At 70.9% G+C, this 23,280-nt stretch carries 19 protein-coding genes, 1 tRNA gene and 1 other RNA gene; 8 read left to right on the plus strand and 13 right to left on the minus strand.

Annotation, left to right across the window (positions count from 1 at the left end; genetic code table 11):
• On the minus strand, positions 1-1,784 hold a 1,784-nt coding region (locus ACFWN7_RS15850; RefSeq protein ID WP_376939816.1), incomplete at its 3' end, for a DNA polymerase III subunit gamma and tau.
• A gap of 78 nt (positions 1,785-1,862) precedes the next feature.
• On the opposite strand from ACFWN7_RS15850, the gene ACFWN7_RS15855 reads away from it, so the two are divergent.
• Positions 1,863-2,237: a TraR/DksA family transcriptional regulator gene (locus ACFWN7_RS15855; RefSeq protein ID WP_376939817.1), complete on the plus strand. Its 375-nt coding sequence runs from the start codon at positions 1,863-1,865 to the stop codon at positions 2,235-2,237.
• A gap of 367 nt (positions 2,238-2,604) precedes the next feature.
• Here ACFWN7_RS15855 and ACFWN7_RS15860 read toward each other — a convergent pair whose 3' ends face one another.
• From ACFWN7_RS15860 to ffs, 3 genes are all read right to left on the minus strand, one after another.
• Positions 2,605-3,822, minus strand: a complete 1,218-nt coding sequence (locus tag ACFWN7_RS15860; protein WP_376939818.1) for an acetate kinase — start codon at positions 3,820-3,822, stop codon at positions 2,605-2,607.
• Positions 3,819-6,002: a phosphate acetyltransferase gene (gene pta, locus ACFWN7_RS15865; protein ID WP_376939819.1), complete on the minus strand. Its 2,184-nt coding sequence runs from the start codon at positions 6,000-6,002 to the stop codon at positions 3,819-3,821. Before pta ends, ACFWN7_RS15860 begins: the two co-directional genes overlap by 4 nt.
• Positions 6,003-6,041: 39 nt before the next feature.
• Positions 6,042-6,138, minus strand: an RNA gene (gene ffs / locus ACFWN7_RS15870) — signal recognition particle sRNA small type.
• Positions 6,139-6,289: 151 nt separating this feature from the next.
• Here ffs and ACFWN7_RS15875 point away from each other — a divergent pair.
• Positions 6,290-6,374, plus strand: a tRNA-Ser gene (locus tag ACFWN7_RS15875).
• A 127-nt stretch (positions 6,375-6,501) separates the two neighbouring features.
• Here ACFWN7_RS15875 and ACFWN7_RS15880 read toward each other — a convergent pair.
• Positions 6,502-7,170, minus strand: coding sequence for a TetR/AcrR family transcriptional regulator (locus ACFWN7_RS15880; protein ID WP_376939820.1), 669 nt, complete (start codon positions 7,168-7,170; stop codon positions 6,502-6,504).
• Positions 7,171-7,269: 99 nt separating this feature from the next.
• Between ACFWN7_RS15880 and ACFWN7_RS15885 the strand changes: the two genes are divergently transcribed.
• Positions 7,270-7,668 carry a VOC family protein gene (locus ACFWN7_RS15885; RefSeq protein ID WP_376939821.1) on the plus strand — a complete coding sequence of 133 codons (399 nt, stop codon included), beginning with the start codon at positions 7,270-7,272 and terminating at the stop codon, positions 7,666-7,668.
• Positions 7,669-7,751: 83 nt separating this feature from the next.
• Here ACFWN7_RS15885 and ACFWN7_RS15890 read toward each other — a convergent pair whose 3' ends face one another.
• The gene (locus ACFWN7_RS15890) at positions 7,752-9,155 is read right to left on the minus strand and encodes an FAD-binding oxidoreductase (RefSeq protein ID WP_376939822.1); all 1,404 of its coding nucleotides are present in this window, start codon (positions 9,153-9,155) and stop codon (positions 7,752-7,754) included.
• Positions 9,156-9,263: 108 nt separating this feature from the next.
• Between ACFWN7_RS15890 and ACFWN7_RS15895 the strand changes: the two genes are divergently transcribed.
• The 3 genes from ACFWN7_RS15895 to glp all read left to right on the plus strand — a co-directional run bounded on the left by ACFWN7_RS15895 (position 9,264) and on the right by glp (position 12,056).
• Positions 9,264-10,013: a winged helix-turn-helix transcriptional regulator gene (locus tag ACFWN7_RS15895; protein WP_376939823.1), complete on the plus strand. Its 750-nt coding sequence runs from the start codon at positions 9,264-9,266 to the stop codon at positions 10,011-10,013.
• Positions 10,014-10,175: 162 nt separating this feature from the next.
• Positions 10,176-10,697 carry a hypothetical protein gene (locus tag ACFWN7_RS15900; protein WP_376939824.1) on the plus strand — a complete coding sequence of 174 codons (522 nt, stop codon included), beginning with the start codon at positions 10,176-10,178 and terminating at the stop codon, positions 10,695-10,697.
• A gap of 51 nt (positions 10,698-10,748) precedes the next feature.
• Entirely contained in the window at positions 10,749-12,056 is a 1,308-nt protein-coding gene (gene glp, locus ACFWN7_RS15905) for a gephyrin-like molybdotransferase Glp (RefSeq protein WP_376939825.1), read from the plus strand.
• A gap of 33 nt (positions 12,057-12,089) precedes the next feature.
• Here the strand turns inward: glp and ACFWN7_RS15910 are convergent, their stop codons facing one another.
• Positions 12,090-14,027, minus strand: a complete 1,938-nt coding sequence (locus ACFWN7_RS15910; protein ID WP_376939826.1) for a helicase HerA-like domain-containing protein — start codon at positions 14,025-14,027, stop codon at positions 12,090-12,092.
• Positions 14,028-14,153: 126 nt separating this feature from the next.
• Here ACFWN7_RS15910 and ligD point away from each other — a divergent pair, with 126 nt between their 5' ends.
• Positions 14,154-15,389 (plus strand): non-homologous end-joining DNA ligase, encoded by a 1,236-nt coding sequence (gene ligD, locus ACFWN7_RS15915; RefSeq protein ID WP_376939871.1) that lies wholly within the window; start codon positions 14,154-14,156, stop codon positions 15,387-15,389.
• Entirely contained in the window at positions 15,386-16,234 is an 849-nt protein-coding gene (locus tag ACFWN7_RS15920) for an aminoglycoside phosphotransferase family protein (RefSeq protein ID WP_376939827.1), read from the plus strand. The genes ligD and ACFWN7_RS15920 overlap by 4 nt, the downstream gene beginning before the upstream one ends.
• A 38-nt stretch (positions 16,235-16,272) precedes the next feature.
• Here the strand turns inward: ACFWN7_RS15920 and menC are convergent, their stop codons facing one another.
• The 6 genes from menC to ACFWN7_RS15950 form a co-directional block, all read right to left on the minus strand.
• Positions 16,273-17,523, minus strand: coding sequence for an o-succinylbenzoate synthase (gene menC, locus ACFWN7_RS15925; RefSeq protein ID WP_376939828.1), 1,251 nt, complete (start codon positions 17,521-17,523; stop codon positions 16,273-16,275).
• Positions 17,523-18,458, minus strand: a complete 936-nt coding sequence (locus tag ACFWN7_RS15930) for a hypothetical protein (RefSeq protein WP_376939829.1) — start codon at positions 18,456-18,458, stop codon at positions 17,523-17,525. Before ACFWN7_RS15930 ends, menC begins: the two co-directional genes overlap by 1 nt.
• The gene (locus tag ACFWN7_RS15935) at positions 18,455-19,729 is read right to left on the minus strand and encodes a saccharopine dehydrogenase family protein (RefSeq protein ID WP_376939830.1); all 1,275 of its coding nucleotides are present in this window, start codon (positions 19,727-19,729) and stop codon (positions 18,455-18,457) included. The genes ACFWN7_RS15930 and ACFWN7_RS15935 overlap by 4 nt, the downstream gene beginning before the upstream one ends.
• Before the next feature lie 44 nt (positions 19,730-19,773).
• Positions 19,774-20,595: a hypothetical protein gene (locus ACFWN7_RS15940; protein ID WP_376939831.1), complete on the minus strand. Its 822-nt coding sequence runs from the start codon at positions 20,593-20,595 to the stop codon at positions 19,774-19,776.
• A gap of 817 nt (positions 20,596-21,412) precedes the next feature.
• Entirely contained in the window at positions 21,413-22,414 is a 1,002-nt protein-coding gene (pucL, locus tag ACFWN7_RS15945) for a factor-independent urate hydroxylase (RefSeq protein ID WP_376939832.1), read from the minus strand.
• Positions 22,411-23,253 (minus strand): bifunctional allantoicase/(S)-ureidoglycine aminohydrolase, encoded by an 843-nt coding sequence (locus ACFWN7_RS15950; protein ID WP_376939833.1) that lies wholly within the window; start codon positions 23,251-23,253, stop codon positions 22,411-22,413. Before ACFWN7_RS15950 ends, pucL begins: the two co-directional genes overlap by 4 nt.
• Positions 23,254-23,280 lie beyond the last annotated feature (27 nt).

Below are 23,280 nucleotides of genomic sequence, written 5' to 3' on the forward strand. Positions count from 1 at the left end.
GCTCCGGGCACCGCGGAACCGGCGGTCGGTGCACTCGGCCGTGACGGCGCACCCGTGCCCGCGCCAGCGCCGGCGCCGGCGCCGGCGCTGGCGCCGGGCCGCGCGCCGCCACCCTCGACCTTGGCGATGAACTTGACCGTGACGCCCAACACCTCGGCGATGGCGCTGCGCAACAGCTCGCTGACGCTCTGGCCCGGTGCGCCGCCGCGGAACCCTGCGACATCCTGCTCGCTCGGGAACGTGAGCACGAGCACCTCTCCGTCGCGGAACTCGCGGACCTGTGCCGTGACGGCCACGATCCACGCGCTGCGCTTGGAGCGCTGGAGCGAGGCGAGCACCTCGGGCCATGCATCGCGCAGCTGCTGGAGCGTGACGGGACCGACCGGCGCGACCTGCTGGGGCGGCGCGGGCTGGGGCTCGGGGTGCCGGCCCTGGGGCGGTGCGGCCCGCTGTGGCTGGGGCGGCGCGGGCTGCTGGGGCTCGGGCGGCTCGATACGCGTCGCACTGCGCGCGGCGCTCCTCGACGACCCGCGGTCGGACGTCTCGATACGCGTCTCGCTTGGCGCGCCGCCACTCGACGACCGGGGATCATCGCCCGGCGCATCCGTGGCGGCATCCGTGACGCCGATGCGGCGCTCGAGACGTTCGACGCGAACGAGCGCGCCCCGCTCGGTGTCGTCGCTCGACGGCACGAGCACCCGCGCGAGCATCAGTTCGAGGTGCAGACGCGGCGACGTGGCGCCGGTCATCTCGGTGAGGGTCTGATTGACGAGGTCGGCGACGCGCGAGAGCTCGGCCGGCCCGAAGGCGGCCGCCTGGGCGGCCATGCGCGCGAGCTCGTCGGCGGGCACCCCGCGGAGCACCGCGGCCGCGGCCTCGGGCGACGAGGCCGCGACGACGATGAGGTCGCGCAGGCGCTCGAGCAGGTCCTCGACGAAGCGACGCGGATCCTGCCCGGTCTGCACGACGCGATCGGATGCCGCGAACGCCCCCGCCGCGTCGTTCGCACCGATCGCGTCGACGACCTCGTCGAGGAGCGCGCCGTGGGTGTAGCCGAGCAGCGCCACCGCGCGCTCGTAGTCGATCGTCGAGCCCTCTGAGCCGGCGATGAGCTGGTCGAGGAGCGAGAGCGTGTCACGGGGCGAGCCGCCGCCGGCGCGCACGACCAGGGGCAGCACACCCGGCGCGACATCCACCCCCTCGTCGGAGCAGAGCTGCTGCACGTACTCGAGCATCGGGCCGGGCGGCACGAGCCGGAACGGGTAGTGGTGCGTGCGCGAGCGGATCGTGCCGAGCACCTTCTCTGGCTCGGTGGTGGCGAAGATGAACTTCACGTGCTCGGGCGGCTCTTCAACCAGCTTGAGCAGCGCGTTGAAGCCCTGCGGCGTCACCATGTGCGCCTCGTCGAGGATGAAGATCTTGTAGCGGTCGCGCGCCGGCGCGAACACCGCACGCTCGCGCAGGTCGCGAGCGTCGTCGACGCCGTTGTGCGAGGCCGCGTCGATCTCGACGACGTCGAGCGAACCGCCGCCGCCCCGGGAGAGCTCGACACAGCTCGGGCACATTCCGCACGGGACATCCGTCGGGCCCTCGACGCAGTTGAGACACCGCGCGAGGATGCGGGCCGAGGTGGTCTTGCCGCACCCGCGCGGCCCGCTGAAGAGGTAGGCGTGATTCACCCGATCGGTGCGGAGCGCGGTCATGAGCGGCTCGGTCACCTGTGACTGGCCGATCATCTCGGCGAACGTCTCTGGCCGGTAGCGGCGATACAGTGCGGTGACCACGGATCCATCGTAGTTGCCGCGTCCGACACCGGGTCCGGATGCCGCTGGGCTAGCATTCTGGGACCGGAAGGGGGCAAGATGACGGCGACGACGATGACTCCGGCACAGCTCGAGAGGTTCGAAGCCCGGCTGCAGCGCGAGCGAGGCGACGCGGAGGAGCGGCTGGCCGAGTTCGACGATGCGATGGCCGAGGTGCGGGTCGCGAGATCGGATGCCACGGCCGACGACGAGCACGACCCCGAAGGTCCGACGATGACCCAGGAGTGGTCGCAGCGCACCGCGGTGCTGGCCGATGTGCGCTCCGAGCTCACCGAGATCGAGCACGCGCTCGCCCGCATCGCCGACGGAAGCTACGGCATCTGCGCCCGGTGCGGCAAGCGCATCGCGGTCGCGCGACTCGACGCACGCCCCACCGCCACGCTCTGCATCGACTGCGCGCGGCTCGCGCGCTGAGCGTCTCGGCTCGAGTGAGCGGCGCGCGCTTGAGTGCGGCTTCGCGCTCAACTCGAGCCCACGATGCGCACTCGAGCGATCGTTGAGGGTGGATGCGCTGGTCGGGCAGGGACTCGGCCAGACGGATGCCGCGCATCCGCGGCCCGAGCGACGGTTCGACGTTCGACGTTCGACGTTCGCAGGATCAGAGCCGGCTCACCCCCTCCACGAGCCGTGTGACGACTGTGGTCCTGCGAACGCACGTCGCAGGTGGGTGCGCGACGCGCGAGGGCAGTGCGCAGGTGGGTGCGCGACGCGTGAGGACAGTGCGCAGGTCCGCGCGCGACGCGGAGTGAACCTCGGTATCGGGCAGCGACCCGAACCGAACTCAGCCCTCGACGATCGCGAGCGTCTGGCGCGCGATCTCGAGCTCCTCGTTCGTGGGGATGACGAGCACGGTGACCTCCGAGTCATCCGTCGAGATGACGCGGGCCTCGCGAGAGGCCGACTCGTTGCGCTCGGCGTCGATCAGGATGCCCAGCCGTTCGAGCCCGGAGAGCGACTCCGCGCGCACGGGCGCGGCGTTCTCGCCCACGCCCGCCGTGAACGAGATCACGTCGACCCCGCCGAGTTGGGCGAAGTAGGCGCCCACGTAGCCCTTGATCCGGTGCACGTAGACATCGAACGCGAGGGTCGCCGCGGCATCGCCCGCCGCGCGGCGCTCGAGCACGTCGCGCACGTCGTTCGTGCCCGCCAGGCCGAGCAGCCCGCTCCGCTTGTTGAGCAGCGAGTCGAGCTCGTCGACGTCGAGACCGGCGCGCCGATGCAGGTGGAAGAGCACCGCGGGGTCGATGTCGCCCGAGCGGGTGCCCATGACGAGCCCCTCGAGCGGGGTGAGTCCCATCGACGTCTCGACCGACCGCCCGCCGTCGACCGCGGTGATCGACGCGCCGTTGCCCAGGTGCAGCACGAGCTGGCGAAGCTCGGCAAGCGGTCGCCCGACGATGAGCGCCGCCTGCTCCGACACGTACTTGTGCGAGGTTCCGTGGAACCCGTAGCGGCGCACCCGGTACTTCTCGGCGACATCCGCGTCGATCGCGTACGTGTACGCGGCCGGCGGCAGCGTCTGGTGGAACGCCGTGTCGAAGATCGCGACGTGCGGCACGCCGGGGAACGCGCGCTCGGCCGCGGTGATCCCGGCGAGGTTCGCCGGGTTGTGCAGTGGGGCGAGCTCCTCGAGCTCCTCGATGTCGCGCTTCACGCGGTCGGTCACGATGGTGGGCTCGAAGAAGCGGGCCCCGCCCTGCACGACCCGGTGGCCGACGGCGATCGGCGGATTCGCGTCGAGCGACGGGCCGTGCTCGGCGAACGCGTCGAGCATGCGCGCGAACGCCACGTCGTGGTCGGGCACGTCGGCGTCGACCCGGAACGTCTCGGCTGCGGCATCCGACCTCGATGACGGATGCCGCACCGTGTGCGTCGCGGCGCTCTCACCGCGTCCGATGCGCTCGATGAGCCCGGTCGCGAGCGTGCGCTCGGCGTCCATGTCGATCAACTGGTACTTGAGCGAGGAGGAGCCCGAGTTGATGACGAGGATCACGCTCACGAGGCATCCGCCGCCTGGATCGCCGTGATGGCGACGGTGTTCACGATGTCCTGTACGAGCGCGCCGCGCGAGAGGTCGTTGATCGGCTTGTCGAGCCCCTGCAGCACGGGCCCGATGGCCACGGCGCCCGACGAGCGCTGCACCGCCTTGTAGGTGTTGTTGCCCGTGTTCAGGTCGGGGAAGATGAAGACCGTCGCGCGGCCCGCAACGGCCGACTCGGGCAGCTTCGCGCGGGCGACGGCAGCGTCGGCGGCCGCGTCGTACTGGATCGGGCCCTCGACCGCGAGCTCGGGTGCCCGTTCGCGCACGAGCCGCGTGGCGCGTCGCACCTTGTCGACGTCGGCGCCCGAACCCGACTCCCCCGTGGAGTAGGAGAGCATCGCGACGCGCGGCTCGATGCCGAACTGCGCGGCCGTCGCCGCCGACGAGATCGCGATGTCGGCGAGCTGCTCGGACGTCGGCACCGGCACGATCGCGCAATCGCCGTAGACGAGCACGCGGTCGGCGAGTGCCATCAGGAAGACGCTCGAGACCACGTCGACACCGGGCTTCGTCTTGATGATCTCGAAGGCCGGGCGGATCGTGTGGGCAGTCGTGTGCATCGCCCCCGACACCATGCCGTCGGCGAGGCCGAGCGCGACCATCATCGTGCCGAAGTATGAAACGTCCTGCACGGTCTCGCGCGCCACCTCGAGGGTGACGCCCTTGTGCGCGCGGCGGCGCCGATACTCGTCGGCGAAGCGGTAGACGAGCACGTGGTCGTGGTTCGAGAGCACGGTCGCGCGCGAGATGTCGAGACCGAGCCCGATGGCGCGCGATCGGATCTCGATCTCCTCGCCGAGGATCGTGAGGTCGGCGACGTCACGCGCGAGCAGCGTGGCGGCAGCGCGCAGGATGCGGTCGTCGTAGCCCTCCGGGAGCACGATGTGCTTGCGTTCGCGCCGGGCGCGTTCGAGGAGGCCGTGCTCGAACATGAGCGGCGTCACGACCTCGGGCCGGGCGACGTCGAGCAGGTCGAGGAGGGCCTGCCCGTCGACGTGCTTCTCGAAGAGCGAGAGGGCCGTGTCGCGCTTGCGTTGCGATTCGGCGGCGAGGCGGCCGCGGCTCTGCGTGATCGCGAGGGCCGTGTCGTAGCTGCCGAGCCGGGTGCGGATGATCGGCAGGCCGGCCTCGAGGCCCTCGATGAGCCGGTCGACGGTCTCGGAGACCGGGAACCCGCCGTTCAGCACGATGCCCGAGATCGACGGGAAGGTGGCGGCCGAGTGGGCGGTGAGCACGCCGAGCAGCACCTCGCTGCGGTCGCCGGGCACGATGACGACCGAGCCCTCGATGAGCCGGCTGAGCACGTTCTCCATCGACATCGCCGCGATGACGACGCCGAGCGCCTCGCGGTTCAGCAACTGGGGGTCGCCGGCGTAGAGCTCGCCGCCGACCGCCTGCATGATCGTGCGCATCGACGGTGCGACGAGGTACGGATCCTCTGGGATCGCCCACACGGCGACGGCGCTGTCCTGAGCCGGTCGAAGGGATGCCGCGTCGAGCGTCTCGGGCCCGCCGATCTCGCCGGCCTCCCACCTCGCCGTTGCGCCGACCTGCCCGATGATCTCGTCGAGCCGGTCGGCGTCGGCACGGTTCACGACGATGCCGAGGAGCGTGGCGTGCTCGCGCGCGAGCTCCTCGATGGCGAGCTCGGCGAGCTGGGCGAGCTCGCCGGCCGAGCGGGCGTCGGCGTGGCCGAGCCGTTCCGCTCCGCGGCCCTGGCCGACGCGGCCGCCGAGCACCAGCAGAACGGGTGCACCGAGGTTCGCGGCGATGCGCGCGTTGTAGGCGAGTTCGGTCGGGCTTCCGACATCCGTGAAATCGGAACCGATGATCACGACGGCGTCGCACCGGTCTTCGACGGCCTTGAAGCGGCGCACGATCGTCGCGAGGGCGGCGTCGGGGTCGGCGTGCACGTCGTCGTAGCTCACGCCGATCGCGTCGTCGTAGTCGATCGCGACGACGCCCTCGTGGGCGAGCAGGAGCTCGAGCACGTAGTCGCGCTCGTCGGTGGAGCGGGAGATCGGGCGGAACACGCCGACGCGGGTCGCGCGCCTGGTGAGGGTGTCGAGCGCGCCGAGCGCGACGGTGGACTTGCCGGTGTTGCCCTCAGCGGAGCAGATGTAGATGCGGTGCGCCACGGATTCAGCCTAACGGGGGCGCCCCTGCAGCCCGGAGATGAAGAAGACCCCCCGCGCACCCGCCAGAGCCCGGTTACCCTTGCTGCGTTTCCGCCCTGGGGGAGTTGGCCTGGATGGCGCCACGCGGGGAGCCGTCATCCATCTTACCCGCATCGAGGGGGTGCTCTGCCGCATCGAGGGGACGACGGATGCCGCGTCCGCGTGTCTCATCCGCCGACGCGAACCTGCGGCTCGTGGAAGTCGGGTACGATTTCATGAGGTCGCGCGCTCTCGAGCGCACGCACCGTGGAGGATTCGCCTAGTGGCCTATGGCGCACGCTTGGAAAGCGTGTTGGGTGAAAGCCCTCGGGGGTTCGAATCCCCCATCCTCCGCCGATTGCAATTCGGCCCCTCATCGATCTCCACGAGTTCGGTGAGGGGCCGTTCCGTCTCCTGCGCGCCGGCGTGCGGGGGTTCCCGACGCTGTGACGTTCGGGCCCTTACCAGGCGGTGTTCTCGGTCAGCTGTGCGCAATGCCATCGAGGAGCCAGCGCAGGCCGGACTCGAATGTGCTTTCGTCCGGCGGCTGTGCCACGGACTCGGCGAGCCGCGTCATTCGAGGGTGGCCGCCGGTGGCGACGATGGCGGCGTGAACTTGTCGACGTCGGGCTTCCGGATCGGGCTCGCGCCGTCGTGGCGCCTCGATGATGACCGATCCGAAGGTCAGCATCAGCATCGCCCGTAGGGCATCGATCGCTGGCTGCCCATCGAGCCCGCCCCGTGCCAGAAGGACGAGCGACGCTTCGCCGAGCCGAGTCACGTTCTGCCCGCGGAGAGGGCGCGCAAAGAGGTGTGGCAGCAGATCGGCGTGTGAAAGGAGCATGTCGCGGGAGGCCCTCATCAGTTGAATCAGTCCTTCGCGCCAGTCGAGCTGGTTCAGGTCCGGCACGTCGATCTCGCCGAGCAGCGAGTCGAGGAACGCGTCGAGCAGGGCTGCCTTGTCGGTGTAGTGGCTGTACAGCGTGTTCGGTGCGACGCCCAGGCGACCCGCCAGACGCCGCATCGTCAGCGCCTCAAGCCCTTCCTCTTTCACCAGGCGGCGCGCCGCCGCGAGTACCTGTTCGGCGCTGAGCCCTGCCCGTTCCCCTTGGCCCCGCCGAGGAACACCCGTCGACCGGTCGGTATTCATCTGCTGCCCCCTCGACATCTTATATTGAACAGCGTACAATACTAAATTGAACGCGGTATAACTCACCGTACCGCATCGGCAAACGGGAAGGACAACATCATGATTGGGCCGAACAACGGTGCATTCATCTGGCACGAACTCATGTCGCGCGATCCGGATACATCGCAGCGCTTCTATCAGGAGGTCGCGGGGTTGTCGGTTCAGACGCTCGGGCCTGAGGCGGGCGGCTACCGCCTGCTCATCGTCGATGGTCGACCGATCGGCGGGATGACGGGTCCGCGCCCCGACAGCGATCGGTGGCCATCGGGCGGACCCGACGGACACTGGGTCGCCTACTTCGCCTCGAATGACGTGGACGGCGGCGCCGCACGCACCGAGGCCCTCGGCGGCGTCGTGCTCGTCGGCCCGATAGACGTGCCGGGAACCGGACGAGTGGCGGTGCTGCGCGATCCGGACGGCGCGACCTTCGGTCTGTTCGCACCAAGCGCAACAGCGTAACGGGAGGCGATTCTCCACCTGCAACAGGTCTGGCTCGCCCGGGTGGCGACGGCCGGGCCTGTTGTTGTCACAGTAGACAATCCTCAACGGTCAGCGAATATGCGCGGCGGCTGGATGTTCTTGTTGTGGTGGAACACGTTCTCGGGGTCGTACCTGGCTTTCACGTCGGCGAGCCGCCGGAACGTGTCATCTCCGTAGGCCTCGCGGACGCGATCCTCGCCGTCGTCGGCGTCGAGGAAGTTCACGTAGACGCCGGCACGGTGGGGTTCGAGGGCGTCGAAGAACTCTCGTGCCCACGCGGTCTCAACCGAGGCGACGGTGTCGTCCTGATCCGGAAGCCACACCGCGTCGATGCTCATGTCGTGACCGACGTCGCGGTCCGGGTAGGCCGTCGACCCCCGAGCCGCTCGAGCAACGGCGCCGCCCATGTGGAACACCGCCGCGTACGACCTCGGGGAGGTGGCGCGGGAGGCGTGCCCGGCGAGGATGTCGATGACCTCGTCGGACAGGCCGGCGAGGTTCGTGGCCTTCCAGTAGTAGTGCCAGCCGTGGGGAACGGTGTCGTCGATGCCACTCTGGTGGTCGACGTACGACGTCGGTCCGACCAGATCCACGAGCGGAGTTCCGAACTGCCGGATCGCTCGGAGGGCACGCTCACCCGCCTCCACGGGGCCGGCGTAGCAGCTGACCACGGCGATGGCCGGTCGGAAGCGCAGGTCCCTGTCGACCAGCGGCAGCGGTGGGATCGTGCCGAGCCGAACGATGGTCCCGAGCTCGTCGGGCGCGTCGGCGATGAAGTCCCGGTAGAAGCGCAGGACGTCGGTCGTGTTCGCGGCCGCCCAGAAGACCGGTCCGGCCATGACGGTGGGGCCCACCGGATGCAACGCGAACCGGAACGAGCTGACGACACCGAAGTTCCCGCCTCCGCCGCGCAGCGCCCAGAACAGGTCGGGGTGGTCATCGGTCGACGCGTGGACGATCTCGCCCTCCGCCGTGACCACCTCGGCCTCCACGAGGTTGTCGACGGTGAGCCCGTGCTTGCGCATCAGCCAGCCGATGCCGCCGCCGAGGCTGAGGCCGCCGACTCCGGTGTGGCTGACGATGCCGCCAGTGGTGGCCAGACCGTGTGCCTGTGTCTCGTGGTCGACATCTGCCCACAGGGCACCGCCCTGGACGAGAGCCGTGCGCTTGACGGGATCAACCGAGACCGAGCGCATCGCCGAGAGGTCGATCACGATGCCGTCGTCCCACACCGCGGTGCCGGCCACGTTGTGGCCCCCGCCTCGTACGGCGATCTCGAGGCCGCGGTCGCGGGCGAGTCGCACCGCTGCGGCCGCGTCGGCGGCGCCGCTGCAGCGGGCGATCAGTCGTGGTCGCCGGTCGACCGCGCCGTTCCAGACGGCCCGAGCATCGTCGTAGCAACGGTGGTCGGGCGTGATGAGATTGCCTCGGAACCCCGGGATCCGAATGGCGGTCGGCGCTGTCATCATTCCTCCTCGGTTGATGGACTCATCACAACATCGGGGCGCACCGGGGAGAAGTCAGCAATCTGGACTTCGAGGTAAGGAATCTGGACTTCACGCCGGTCGGAGGGCGTGGAAGACTTCGCTCATGAGGACGTACGGCCAGTACTGTCCGATCGCCCGAGGCGCCGAGATCTTCGCGAGCGTTGGACGCCGTTGATCATCCGCAACCTGCATCTGGGCTGCGAGACCTTCGGTGAGATCCTCGAGGGCGCGCCCGGACTCTCCCACACCCTGCTCGCGGAGCGGCTCCACCAGCTCGAACGCCTCGGCATCGTCGAGGTGACACCCAAGGCGCAGGGGCGCGGTCACCGTTACCTGCTCACGATGTCGGGCGATGAGCTGTTCAAGGTCTGCGAGAGCCTCGGCGAGTGGGGAGCTCGTTGGCTCGAGATCGCCCCCGAGAACCTCGATCCGTTCGTGGCGCTGTGGTCGATGTGCAACGCGCTCCGACCGGACCGCCTCCCCGCCCGGCGCGTTGTCGTTCGGCTGGACTTCGTCGGCTTCCGGCCCTACGAGCGGTACTGGCTGCTGCTCGAACATCGTCAGGCCGAGATCTGCAAGACGTACACCGGCTTGGACGAAGACCTCTTCATCACGGCCGACGCCGAGGCGTTCGTCAAGTGGCACGCCGGGCGGCTCTCCTGGGCAGAGGCCACCGGCGACTCCCGGATCCAGCTCCACGGTCCATCCTGGCTCGTCAGGGACTTCCCGACCTGGAACGGCCGCAGCATGTTCGCCCACATCACGCCCGCCGCCGCTGCCCCGCCGAATTCTCGCGCCGAATCACCGCCGAGCCACTCGCATCCGGCATCGACCTGAGGCGCGCGGCATCCGCTCGTGTCCTCATTAATGCCGAATGGCGCGCCGCGAGTCCTGCTGCGCAAGATGGGAGGGATGTCGCCGGCACCGATGGATACGAGGAGTGGGGACGCAGGGGGCTCCTCCGTCGGGCCGACGGCAGAGGGGGGCGATGGCCTCAGGGTGTACACCCTGAGGCCGCGTCGCACGCTCGGGTCGAGCACCGGGCTGACGTTCGCGGCGCTCGTGCTGCCAGTGCTCGCTGCGGAACTGTGGCTCTTCGGCCCACGTGGCGCGTGGCCGCTCGTCGCGGTGACGGTTGCGCTCGCCGCAGTGCTCCTCGTCGTGGCGTGGGTCGCGTACCAGCGCACGCACGCATCGATCAGCATGTACGGCATCGTCGAACGCGGGTTCTTCGGCGGCACCAGCACGGTCGCCGCTCGCGACATCGCCGGGGTGCTTCGCGTGCAGATCTACCGCGGCAACAGCCTCGACGTCTCGCAGGAGCTCTTCGTCGTCAGCCGCTCGGGTCGTGGCGTCTTCCGAATGCGCGGCACGTTCTGGGACACCTCCACGATGGACCGCGTCGCACCGATCCTCGGAGCCGAGGAGACGGTGCACGCCGAGCCGGTCACGCTCGCGGAGCTGCGGAGGAGCGACCCGAAGCTCCTCTACTGGTTCGAGCGGCGTTCACTCGCCCGCTGAGGCGAACCTCGCGTCGGCGCCGACGGGACCGGCGTGGCCTAGCGTTGAGGCATGCCGCCCCCTCCCCTCCGGTCCGTCGAGGCGCAGCAGGCTGCGGTGCTCGGCGCGGTGCGTCCGCTGGCTCCGGTGACCGTGCCGCTCGCCGACGCGCTCGGTCGCACGCTCGCGGCGCCCGTCGTCGCCGCCCATCCGCTGCCGCCCTTCGACAACTCGAGCATGGACGGCTACGCCGTGCACCGATCGGATGTCGCCGCCGCGAGCGCCGGATCACCGATCGTGCTCGAGGTCGTCGCCGACGTGGCGGCGGGCAGTCCCCTCGATCCGCCACTCCCGGCCGGCACCGCCGCACGCGTGATGACCGGCGCCCCCGTGCCGAGCGCCGCCGACGCCGTCGTGCCCGTCGAGCACACCGCCGAGTTCGTCACGCACGCGGCATCCGGCGGGTGGCATCCGGTGTCGGATGCCGCGACCGACGCTCCCCCGCATCCGACGATCACCGTCACGACCGCCCCGGAGCGCGGCGCGTACATCCGTCGCGCAGGCGAGGACGTGCGGGCCGGCGAGATCGTGCTCGACATCGGGGTGCTGCTCACCGCCCGGCACGTCGCCGCGGCCGCGGGAGCCGGGGCGGCCGAGGTCGACGTACGGCCCGCGCCGCGCGTCGCCGTGATCTCGACGGGCAGCGAGCTGCGGCCCTTGGGCGCCCGCCTCGAACGCGGTCAGATCCCCGAGTCGAACTCGCTGCTGCTCGCCGGGCTCGTCGCCGAGGCGGGCGGCGTGATGGTGCACCGCTCGACGGTCGCCGACGACGAGGACGCGCTGCGCGCGACGCTCGAGTCGGTCGAGGCGGCGGGCGCCGACCTCGTCGTGCTCACCGGCGGCGTGAGCGTGGGCGTGTACGACGTCGTCAAGTCAGTGCTCTCGACCTTCGGCACGGTCGAGTTCGTGAAGGTGGCGATGCAGCCCGGGAAGCCGCAGGCGTTCGGTCGGCTGCCGGGCGGCACACCCGTGTTCGGCCTGCCGGGCAACCCCGTGAGCGTCGCCGTGTCGTTCGAGGTCCTCGTGCGGCCGGCATTGCTGCGGATGCAGGGGCGGAGCCGGGTGCATCGGCCGGCACTGCGGGTCATCGCGGCGGCGGGGTGGCGCACCCCGCCCGAGCGGACGCAGTTCATGCCCGTCACCTTCGGCGCCCCGACCGCGCCCGGCGGTGCGCCGACCGTGCGTCCGGCGACGAGCGGGGGCTCGGGTTCGCACCTGGTCGGCGGACTCGCCGCCGCGGACGGCTTCGCGGTCGTGCCGGCCGACTGGGACGAGGTGCGGCCGGGTGATGAGCTCACGGCGATACCGGTGACACCGTGAGCGCGTCGCACCCACGGGCGACGGCGCCGTGCTTCACCTGCGCCGACGCGTGCCGAAGATCCCCTCGAGCACCCCCGTCAGCACCTTCTGCGTCGTGCGCGAGCCGAGGATCTCCTCGAGCGGCGACTTCTGGCTGCGGCTCGATCCCGAGCTGCGGCTCGAGCCCGAGCTGCGGCTCGAGCCCGACGTGCGCTTCATGAGCCGGTCGTACTCGGCCTGCGCGGCCTTCTGCTCCTTCGCGCGCTGCTTCTCGATGGCCGCCTGCTGCTTCGCGAACTCGGCGTCGGCCTCGGCCTTGGCCTCGGCATCCTCGGCGGCCTTCTCGGCGGCCGCGGCGGCATTCATCCTGTCGGTGAGCAGTTCGTGCGCCGATTCGCGATCGATCGCCGTGCCGTACTTCGCCTGCAGCGGCGAGGCCGCCACGGCGGCGTCGATCGCGGCATCCGGGCTCGGCGACATCGACGCCTGCGGCGCACGCAACCGGGTCCAGGCGACCGGGCTCGGTGCGCCCTTCTCGTTCATCACGGTGACGATCGCCTCACCGGTGCCGAGCGTCGTGAGCACCTCCTCGAGGTCGTAGCCCGACTTCGGATAGGTCGACACGGTCGCACGAAGGGCCTTCGCGTCGTCGGGGGTGAACGCCCGCAACTGGTGCTGCACGCGCGAGCCGAGCTGGGCGAGCACGTCGCCGGGCACGTCCTTCGGGGTCTGGGTCACGAAGAAGACGCCGACACCCTTCGACCGGATGAGCCGCACGGTCTGCACGACCTGCGCGAGGAAGTCCTTCGACGCGTCCGTGAAGAGCAAGTGCGCCTCGTCGAAGAAGAACACGAGCTTGGGCTTGTCGAGGTCGCCGACCTCGGGCAGGTCGTTGAAGAGGTCGGCGAGCAGCCACATGAGGAACGTCGAGTAGAGGGCCGGCCGGTCGGCGACGCCCGGCACCTCGAGCAGGCTCACGATGCCACGGCCATCGGATGTCGCACGCAGGAACTCCGCGGTGTCGATCTCGGGTTCGCCGAAGAACACGTCGGCGCCGGCCTCGGCGAACGCGACGAGCTCGCGCAGGATCACGCCGACGGTGGCCCTGCTCAGACCGCCGAGGCCCTCGAGCTCTGCCTTGCCCTCGTCGCTCACGAGGTACTGCAGCACGGCGCGGAGGTCGTCGAGGTCGAGCAGCGCGAGCCCGGCGTTCTCGGCGTAGTGGAACACGAGCCCGAGGCTCGACTCCTGCGTGTCGTTGAGGCCGAGCACCTTGCTGAGCAGCAGCGGCCCGAAGCCCGCGACCGTGGCCCGGATCGGCACGCCGGTGCCGATGCCGCCGAGCGAGAAGAACTCGACGGGGAAGGATGCCGCCCGCCACGCCTGCCCGATGCCCTCGGTGCGCTTCAACAGCTTCTCGCTACCCTCGCCCGGGGTCGCCAGTCCCGAGAGGTCGCCCTTGATGTCGGCGGCGAACACCGCGACGCCACTCGCGGCGAGCTGCTCGGCGAGCACCTGAAGGGTGCGGGTCTTGCCCGTGCCGGTCGCGCCGGCGACCAGTCCGTGCCGGTTCGTCATCGCGAGCGGGATCCGCACCGGGACATCCGGCATCGCGTCGCCGTTCACGAGGGCGCCCATCTCGAGCGCGGCGCCCTCGAACGCGTAGCCGGCCCTGATCGCCGCGATCTCGTCGGCGTCGAGCGGGCCGGATGCCGCGGGGCCGGTGCCCTCCGGCCCACCACCAGAACGCGCCACGACCTTTTGCCCGCTCGACGACGCGTGTGCAGGGTCGTCACCCCGCAAGAGGTCGTGGCGCTGCGCGGAGGCTGCAGCATCCGCTGCATTCTGCTGCGCCTCGAGCGCGGCCTGGGCGAGCTCCGCGGCCTCCTCGGCCTTGCGGATCGCCTCCTGCGCCTGCGCCTGCAACGCCTCTGCCGCCTCGGCCGCAGCGGCGGCCGCCTCCTGTGCTTGCTTCACCACGTCATCGGCCATGCGTCGAGACTAGCGGCGGGCGGCATCCGGTCACACGGCGCGTCGGCGCGGCATCCGCACGCCCTCCCCAGCTTGTCGGTGCGCCGCCATAGGGTGGAGAGCGTGAGCCCAACGAGCAAGGCCACGATGCTGGAGATCGACGGCCGCGAGGTGCGGGTCAGCAACCCCGACAAGGTCGTGTTCCCCGAGCCCGGCCTCACGAAGCTCGACCTGGTGAACTACTACCTCGCCGTCGCCGACGGGGCGCTGCGCGGCGCCGCCGGGCGCCCGATGGTGCTGAAGCGGTTCGTGAAGGGCATCGACGCCGAGGCGTTCTTCCAGAAGCGGGCGCCCGAGAAGCGGCCCGAGTGGATCGACACGGCGACCCTGCACTACGCCTCGGGCAACTCGGCCGAGGAGGTCGTCGTTCGGGATGCCGCGGCGCTCGCGTGGGTCGTGAACCTCGGGTGCATCGACCTCAACCCGCACCCGGTGCGAGCCGAGGACCTCGACCACCCAGACGAGCTGCGCGTCGACCTCGACCCGATGCCGGGAGTGGGATGGGGGCAGATCGTCGACGTCGCCCTGGTCGCGCGAGACGTGCTCACCGACCACGGACTCGTCGGCTGGCCGAAGACCTCGGGGTCGCGCGGCATGCACGTCTCCGTGCGCATCGAGCCGCGCTGGGACTACCGCGAGGTGCGCCTGGCCGCCGAGACCCTCGCCCGCGAGGTGGAGAACCGCGCGCCCGGGCTCGCCACGGCGCGGTGGTGGAAGGAGGAGCGGGGCGAGAGCGTCTTCGTCGACTTCAACCAGAACGCGAAGGACCGCACGGTCGCGTCGGCGTACTCGGTGCGTCCCCTTCCCGACGCGCGCGTGTCGACCCCGCTCGACTGGGACGAGGTGCGCGGCAGCCACCCCGAGCGCTTCACGGTGCCGACCGTGCTGCGGCGGTTCGCCGAGCGCGGCGACGCGGCATCCGGCATCGACGACGCCGCAGGCTCGCTCGACGCGCTGCTTCGGCTCGCCGAAGAGCTCGGCCCCGCCGAGAAGCCGCCGAAGACGTCGGACGGCACAGGACGTCGCGCCTCCACCATGCCGCTCATCGAGATCGCGCGCGCGAAGACGAAACCCGAGGCACTCGAGGCGCTCGAGCAGTGGAAGGCGAAGCACGCGGCGGTCGTGACCATGCTGGAGCCCGCCGACGTGCTCGTCGACGGCATGCGCGGCCGGAGCTCGCTCTGGTACCGCATCCGCGTGAACCTGCAGCATGTGCCCGAGGCGCAGCGCCCCGCGCAAGAGGAGCTCATCGTCGATTACGACCCGTGGACCGAGTACCGAGGCGGCGGAGGCGGCGACCGCGGCGACCGGCCGCAGTCGTGAGCGACCTCGGACCCGTCGACCCCGGCCACGCGGCCGACGCGGCGTGGTTGCGGCGCTGGCGGCTGCGCCTCGACGGCGACCCACGCACGACGGCGTCGAGCACCCTCATGCCGGTACTCACGCAAGCGCTGGAACCGGCGATGTTGAAGATCGCGCACGCCGACGAGGAGCAGCGCGCGGCCGAACTGCTCGCCCGATTCGACGGGAGGGGCGTCGCACGCGTGCTGCGCCGCAGCGGCTCCGCGCTCCTCCTGGAACGCGCCACCGGCTCCCGTGATCTCGTGCGCATGGTCGGCGCGGGACTGGACGACGAGGCCACGCGCATCATCTGCGCTGCGGCATCGACCATCCACGCGGCATCCGACCGCGTCCTCGGCGGCGACGACCCGCTGCCGCTCGTCGAACTGCGAACCTGGTTCCAGCACCTGTTCGCCCTCGCCGACGATCTCGGACCGCTCCATCGTCGCGGCGCCGAGTTCGCGGCGGCGCTGCTCGACGATCCGCGCGACGAGGTCGTGCTGCACGGAGACCTGCACCACGGCAATGTGCTCGATTTCGGCGAACGCGGCTGGCTCGCGATCGACCCGAAGGGCCTGTTCGGGGAGGCCGCGTTCGACTACTGCAATCTGCTCTGCAACCCGTCGCACGAGCGCGCCCTCGAGCCTGGCCGGCTGGAGCGGCGGTTCCGCGTGGTCGTCGAAGAGTCGGGCCTCGAACCGCGCCGCTTCGGCCGCTGGCTCGTCGCCTGGTGCGCGCTCTCGTCGACCTGGTTCGAGATCGACGAGGACCCCGGGCACGCCGGCTCCGCGGCGGCGATCGGCGAGCTCGCCCTCGGGCTCGCCTAGCGTCTGGTCTGCCGCGAAGCGTGACGAACGCGGGCGCGTCAGCGCGTGAGCGTGACCGGCCGCGCCGAGGCCCACTCGCGCACGAGCTCCTCGCGCACGGTGACACCCGTGCCCGGGCCATCCGGAACCCGAAGCCGGCCACGGTGGTCACCCTCGCCGAGCACGAACGGCTCGGTCAGGTCTTCGGCGAAGTAGCGCGACGACGCCGACGTGTCGCCGGGCAGCAGGAAGCCGGGCAGCGCGGCGAGCGCCACGTTGGCCGCGCGGCCGACGCCCGTCTCGAGCATTCCCCCGCACCACACCGGCACATCGAGCGCGCGGCACGCGTCGTGCACGCGGAGCGCCTCGAGGTAGCCGCCCATGCGTCCGGCCTTGATGTTCACGACGCTCGTGGCGCCGCGTTCGATCGCGTCGACCGCCGTCGTCACGTCGAGGATCGACTCGTCGAGGCACACCGGCGTCTCGCACGCCTCGGCGAGACGCACGTGGCTGGCGAGGTCCTCCTCGGCGAACGGCTGCTCGATGAGCAGCAGGCCGAACGCGTCGAGGCCCGCGAGCAATGATATGTCGTCGGCGGTATACGCCGTGTTGGCGTCGACCTGGAGCAGCCCGTCGCGACCGAGCAGCTCGCGCACCGCGCCGACCGGCACGAGATCCCAGCCGGGCCTGATCTTCAGCTTGATGCGCCGGTACCCCTCCTCGACGTAGCCCATCACCTCGTCGAGCAGCTCCTCGAGCGTCGGCGCGATGCCGACCGAGACGCCGCAGTCGACCCAGTCGCGTGCGGCGCCGAACGCCTCGCCCATCGAGCGGCCCTGTGCACGCAGTTCGGCATCGAGCACGGCCGCCTCGAGGGCTCCCTTCGCCATGCGATGCCCAGCGACGAACGAGAGCGTCGACGCGACGGATGCCGCGAGCGGCATGCTCGATCCCCGGGTGCCGGGCCCCTCGGCATCCGCTGGCCGTCCCGGACCGGTGGATATCGATTCGCGCGCTCCTCGACCACCGAGAACGTCGAGCAGCGCCGGGCCGAGGTATCGCTCGATGACGGATGCCGCGCCGTCGACATACTCGCCCGAGTAGAACGGGTCGCGTCCGGCGACGCACTCGCCCCAGCCCTCTCCCGCGTCGGTCACCACGCGCACGAGGAGCACCTCGCGCACCGTTTCGCGGCCGAACGACGTCTCGAACGGGCGCACGAGCGGCACCTCGAGGCGGTGCAGCTCGATGCGCTCGATGCGGGGGATGCGCTCGATGGCGTTCGCCGCGTCGGACGGGTTCGCGTTCATCAGGCCTCCCGGTCAGGGTCGTCGTGGGTGAAGACGTAGTCGCCGTTCGCGTCGAGCTCGACGCGGAGGCCGGTTCCTGCGCCGGTGCCGCTTCCGGCGCCGGTGCCGGTGCCGGTGCCGGTGCCGGTGTCGCCGGTGAGCACGGCGAAGGCCGCGCGCGATGCGTCGCGCAGCCGTGCGGCCTGCGCGGGGTCCTCGGCGCGCACGCGTTCGTAGTCGGCGACGAGCGGCACCCCGCCCTCGGCGTGCCACGCTGGCACCGGCCCCTGGGCGAGCGCCCTCGCCGTGCGCGGGGCGTCGAGGCGCCAGCGCACCTCGAACCGGTCGCTGCGGTCGGCTCCCGTGATCGCATCGCCGAGCTCGCCGTAGAAGTCGGGGAAGTACGCCGCGACCTCCGCGCCGAGCCGCACGAGGTTGAGGCGCGCGTTGCGGCGGATGAGGGGGTCGTACGTCCAGCGCATCTCGGTGACGCCGTGCGCCAGGCAGACGGCGCGCTGCCGGATCTTCAGGGCGACCCCGATGCCGCGTCCGCGCGCCGCGGGGTCGACGGCGTTCATGTGCGAGTGCAGGTGCAGCCCGCCCGACCAGCCGAGGAACCCGAGGGTGGCGCCGAGGGGCGCGGCCTCGGGGCCATTGACCGCCGCGGACGTGGAGTCCCCGCCCGGCGGGGACGGCACGGCGACGAGCACCGTATTGCCGGCGTGCTCGATGGCCTGCACCATCGAGCGATCCGGCCCCCGTCGGGCGCCCCACGTGGCCTCGAACCGGGCGAGCACGCCGTCGAGCTCGCGAGGCTGCGCAGGGCGCGTGCGGATGCCGGCGCGCGCGTCTGCGGCATCCGCCATCGCCTCGGCCTCGGCGACGACCGACGGTTGCACCGCCGTCGTCATCGACGTTGCCGCCGTCATCGACCCCGCACCCGATCCGGATGTCACGCGCGCCTGTCTTCCATCCCCCACGGCTGGCCGTACCCGCCCTGGTCGACGGGCCGGGCCATGAGCTCGAGGAACGGCGCCGCGTCGAACGCCTCGGGGCCGAGCACGCCGCGCCCCTGCCACACGCCGCCGGCGAGGAGCTCGAGCGCGATCACCGGGTTGAGCGCGGTCTGCCAGACGACGCACTGGGCGTCGTATTCTCGCATCGTCCACTCGTTGTCGCTGACGTGGTAGAGGTACACCTCGCGCGGCGTGCCGTCGATGCCGGTGCCGGTCACCCAGAGCCCGGCGCACGTCTTGCCCGTCATCCGGGGGCCGATCGTCGCAGGATCCGGCAGCGCCGCGGCGACGACATCGCGCGGCGCCACGTGCACCGGGCCGTCCTCACTGCGCACGCGTACCGGGCTGGTCGAGTCGAGGCCGAGCAGGTGCAGGGTGCGCAGCACGCCTATGAACTCCTCGCCGAGCCCGTACTTGAACGTCACGCGCTTCGCGTCGACCCAGCGCGGCATGAGGAGCACCTCCTCGTGCTCGACGTTCACGCACTCGATCGGGCCGATGCCCTCGGGGAAGTCGAAGACCTCGGGCTCCGAGAACGGCGGCGTCGTGGTCCAGCCGGACTCCTCCTCCCAGATCACGGGCGGGTTCAGGCACTCCTCGATCGTCGTCCAGATCGAGAAGCTCGGGGCGAAGATCTCGTTGCCCTCCTCGTCGGTGACGACGAGGTTCGCGCCGTCGCGCACGCCGAGCTCATCGATCTCGCCGAACAGGTGGTCGGCCGCGTAGCGCGCGAACACGTCGCTGAGCCCGGGCTCGACGCCTATACCGACGAGGGCGAGGCGCCCCGCAGCATCCCAGTCGGCCGTCTGGGCGAACTGGTCGTCGCCGAGCTTCACGCCCGTCATCGAGTGCGGGTCGGTCGGATGCGGCTCCGACAGGCTCATCGCCATGTCGAGGTAGTCGGCATCGGCTGCGAGCGCGCCGGCGAAGATCGACGGCACGAACTTCGGCTCGACCGCGTTCATCACGTGCGTCGCGCCGTGCTCACGGGCGACGGATGCCACGACCTCGGGATCGCTCGCATCGATCCGCGCCGTGGCGAACCGGGCCGCGACGTCGTCGCCGTGCCGGGCACGGATCCAGTCGACCGTGCGCTGGGCGCGCGACTCGTCGTAGTCGCTCACGACGAGGAGCTCGAAGAAGTCACGACGAGCCGCGATCTTGGCGATGGCGTCTCCGACGCCTCCGGCGCCGACGAGGAGGATCCGCATCCCCTGACGCTATCGCGGGCGGCGGGTCGCGTCGATGGCGGGCGTCAGACCTCACTCAGATCCACCGAAAGTGCACTCCTCTCCACCGAAAGTGCACTCCTCGCCCTCGAATCGGCGGAGACTGCACTCTCGCCGGCCGGCCCAGACGCCTGTACGTGCACCCACCCACGCAGCTCCAGTGCATCGGCGAGCTGGCGCGCGATCTCCCCGAATCGTGAACGCTTGTTGACGCGAATGACCAGCCAGCCGTTTCCCGCCAGTTCGTTCAGGCGGTCGACGTCCTTCGCCCACTGCGAAGCGTCTTCGCGATGATGGTCGCCGTCGTATTCGAGCAGCACCTTCCAGCGTCGGAAGACGAGATCCCCGTGAGTCGAGCGTCCTGATCGCAGCTGGATGATGCCATTCGGCTCGGGATCGGGGAAGCCCGCTGCGATCACCTCGAGGCGCAACCCCGTCTCCTTCGGCGACTCCGAGCCGGCGCGGAGGCGCTCGCGCGCTGCTCGGAGTACGCGGCATCCGCGACGCTGCCCATACCGCGCGATCGCGTCGTCGAGCTCGTGGACTGTGGCGAGTGGGGTTGGGCGGCCGAGCAGCCGATCACCGGCTTCGATCAGCTCGAGCTCGTCCAGCATCCTCGAGAGCTGACACCAGGAGTCAGCCGGGGAGATCAGCAGCAGTCCGCCGCGCAATGCGGTTCGCGGCGGATCGGTCGTGCGGTGCCCGACGACGTTGCGCACGCGCGGTGGGTACGCCCCACCCCACACGGTGATGTGCAGCACGCTCGCGGACTGCAGGCGAGCCGGAAGCGGCAGACCCCAGAGCATCGCCGCGGTGGCATGGCTGAACGCCGCGGTCGCATGCGGCACGTGCAAAGCGAGCGCGGCGCAGCGTGCCGTGAGCGACGAAGCCTCTCCACGAGGAAGCCGAACGCCGCGAACGGGAACCACAAGATCCGAAGCCCGAAGGCGCTTGTCACTCAGCCCGCGGGCCCGGGCCTCGTCGATCGTGAACGGGGCGAGTGAGAGATCGAGCGGCAGCGGACGACGCGGACTCATGCGCCGAGTCTGCCGGGCACCTGGAGCGGGCCCGGCTCCTGCTGGTGGAGATGTCGACGCCATGTGCGATCCCAGGGCTGTCGAGGAGAAGTCGACGCGGCAGGCCGACCAACCGCGTCGAGCGTGCACCCGCACCTTCGTCCTCGTCGCTCGTCGAAAGTGCACTCCCAGCCCCTGGGAGGGCGAGAAATGCACTCTCGGCGCGTGGCCGGTGTCCGGGGGCAGACAACCACGTCGAGAGTGCACTCCCAGCCCCCGGGAGGGCGAGAAACGCACTCTCGGCGCGTGGCCGATGTCGGCGGGGTCAGGCAACCACGTCGAAAGTGCACTCCCAGCCCCCGGGAGGGCGAGGAACGCACTCTCGGCGCGTGGCCGGTGTCCGGGGGCAGGCAACCACGTCGAGAGCGCACTCCCAGCCCCCGGGAGGGCGAGAAATGCACTCTCGGCGCCTGGCCGATGTCGGCGGGGGCAGGCAACCACGTCGAGAGTGCACTCCCAGCCCCCGGGAGGGCAGGGAGTGCACTATCGGTGCTGAGGCGCGGGAGCACGCCTGGGCGCACCGGGCGCACCGCGCGCGCGGCAGCCGCGCGGCGCGGCGCGGCGCGGGCGCGCGCACCGCGGCATCCGCTCAGCAGAAGCCGGCGATGCCCTCCCAGGCGACGGCGGGAGCGACGACCCCGTCGCGCTCGACCGACGCCTCGATGAGACCGTAGGGGCGGTCGGCCGCGAAGAACACCTCGTTGGGGTTGTCGAGTCCGAACGGGCCGAGGTCCACGACGAAGTGGTGGTTGTTCGGCATCGAGAAGCGGATCTCGGCGATCTCGGGATGCGCCTCGAGCACGGCGCGTCCCATGTCGAACAGCGTCGCCTGCAGCGCCGCCGAGTACTTCGACGCGAACGCCTCGAGCAGCAGCGACCGCACACTCGCGTACAGCGCATCGTAGTCGACGTCGGCGGTGCCGTAGCGCCATCTGGCTGCGACATCCGTTGCCAGAATGCGGTCGGATGTCTCGGGCAGCGTCGTGTACCGGTCCTTCGGGTAGCCCTCGAACCCCGACGCGGTGGTCTTCAGCACGGTGAGGCCGTTGAGGCCGGCGATGACGTGCCGTTCCGCTCCCTCGGCGACGACGACGGCCGTGCGCACCTCTTGTCGGCTGCGCACGAACGCGTGGTCGTGCTCGGCGCCGCCCACCCGGATGCGCTGCCAGGCGAACGCCTCGGCCTCCCACCGTCCGCCCGTCACCCAGGCGAACGAACCGGTGAAGTGGTCGGCCAGGCGCAGCAGGAACGCCTCGGGCGAGCCGATGCCGTCGCGGGCGAATGCGAAGATCGTGTTCTTCTGGGTGTCGGTCGGCACGACGTGCGCGTTGTCGCCCGCAAGATGCGCCGCGGCGAAGTCACCGCGGAGCTGGGAGGTGACGTTGAGGTCCTCGATCTCGTGCCGGGCGGTGTCGCGCGTGACCTTGACGACGCGCACCTCGGCCTTGCCGTACTGATTCCGGCCGAGGACGATCGCCGGCGTCGCCGGTGGCTCGGTCGGCAGCTGCGAAGCCGGCAGCTGCTCGGCCGGCGGCTGCTCCGCCGGCGGCTGCTCGGCCGGCGGCTGCTCGGCCGGTGGCTCTTCGGTCATGGCTCAACTCCCTCGATACGGGAATGCCCGGTCAGCCGCACCTGACGATTCACGTCCTTGTACAGGAGGTACCGGAACGGCCCCGGCCCCCCCGCGTAGCACGCCTGCGGGCAGAACGCCCGCAGCCACATGAAGTCGCCCGCCTCGACCTCCACCCAGTCGCCGTTCAGCCGGTACACGCCCTTGCCCTCGAGCACGAAGAGCCCGTGCTCCATGACGTGCGTCTCGGCGAACGGGATCGACCCGCCGGGCTGGAAGGTCACGATGTTCACGTGCATGTCGTGCCCGAGGTCGTCGGGGTCGACGAATCGCGTCGTGGCCCACGCGCCGTCGGTGTCGGGCATCTCCCGAGGCGCGACATCCTGGTCGCGGGTCACGAACGATGCGGGGGCGGCGATGTCCGGGGCGGGCTCGTACGCCTTGCGGATCCAGTGGAACGAGACGGGCGCGTCGCCCTCGTTCGCGAGCGACCAGGTCGCCCCCGCCGCGAGGTACGCGTAGCCGCCCGCCCCGAGCACGTGCGGCAAGCCCTCGAGCTCGAGCGTGAGCGCTCCGGATGTCACGAAGACGACCCCCTCGACGCCCTCCTCCTGCTCGGGCCGGTCGGCGCCGCCGCCCGGCGCGATCTCGACGATGAGCTGCGAGAACGTCGTCGCGAACCCGGCGACCGGCCGCGCGAGGATCCACGACCGCGCCGCCCGGAACCCCGGGAGGTTGCTCGTGACGATGTCGCGCAGCACGCCCTTCGGGATGACCGTGTACGCCTCGGTCACGATCGCACGATCGGTGAGCAACTCGGTCTGGGCCGGCAGGCCGCCGGGCGGGGTGAAGTAGCTCATGGCGCCTCCTGGTCGTTCGGACGTGCG

The organism is Agromyces sp. NPDC058484 (assembly GCF_042720415.1).
In the GTDB taxonomy this organism is placed as follows: Bacteria; Actinomycetota; Actinomycetes; order Actinomycetales; family Microbacteriaceae; genus Agromyces.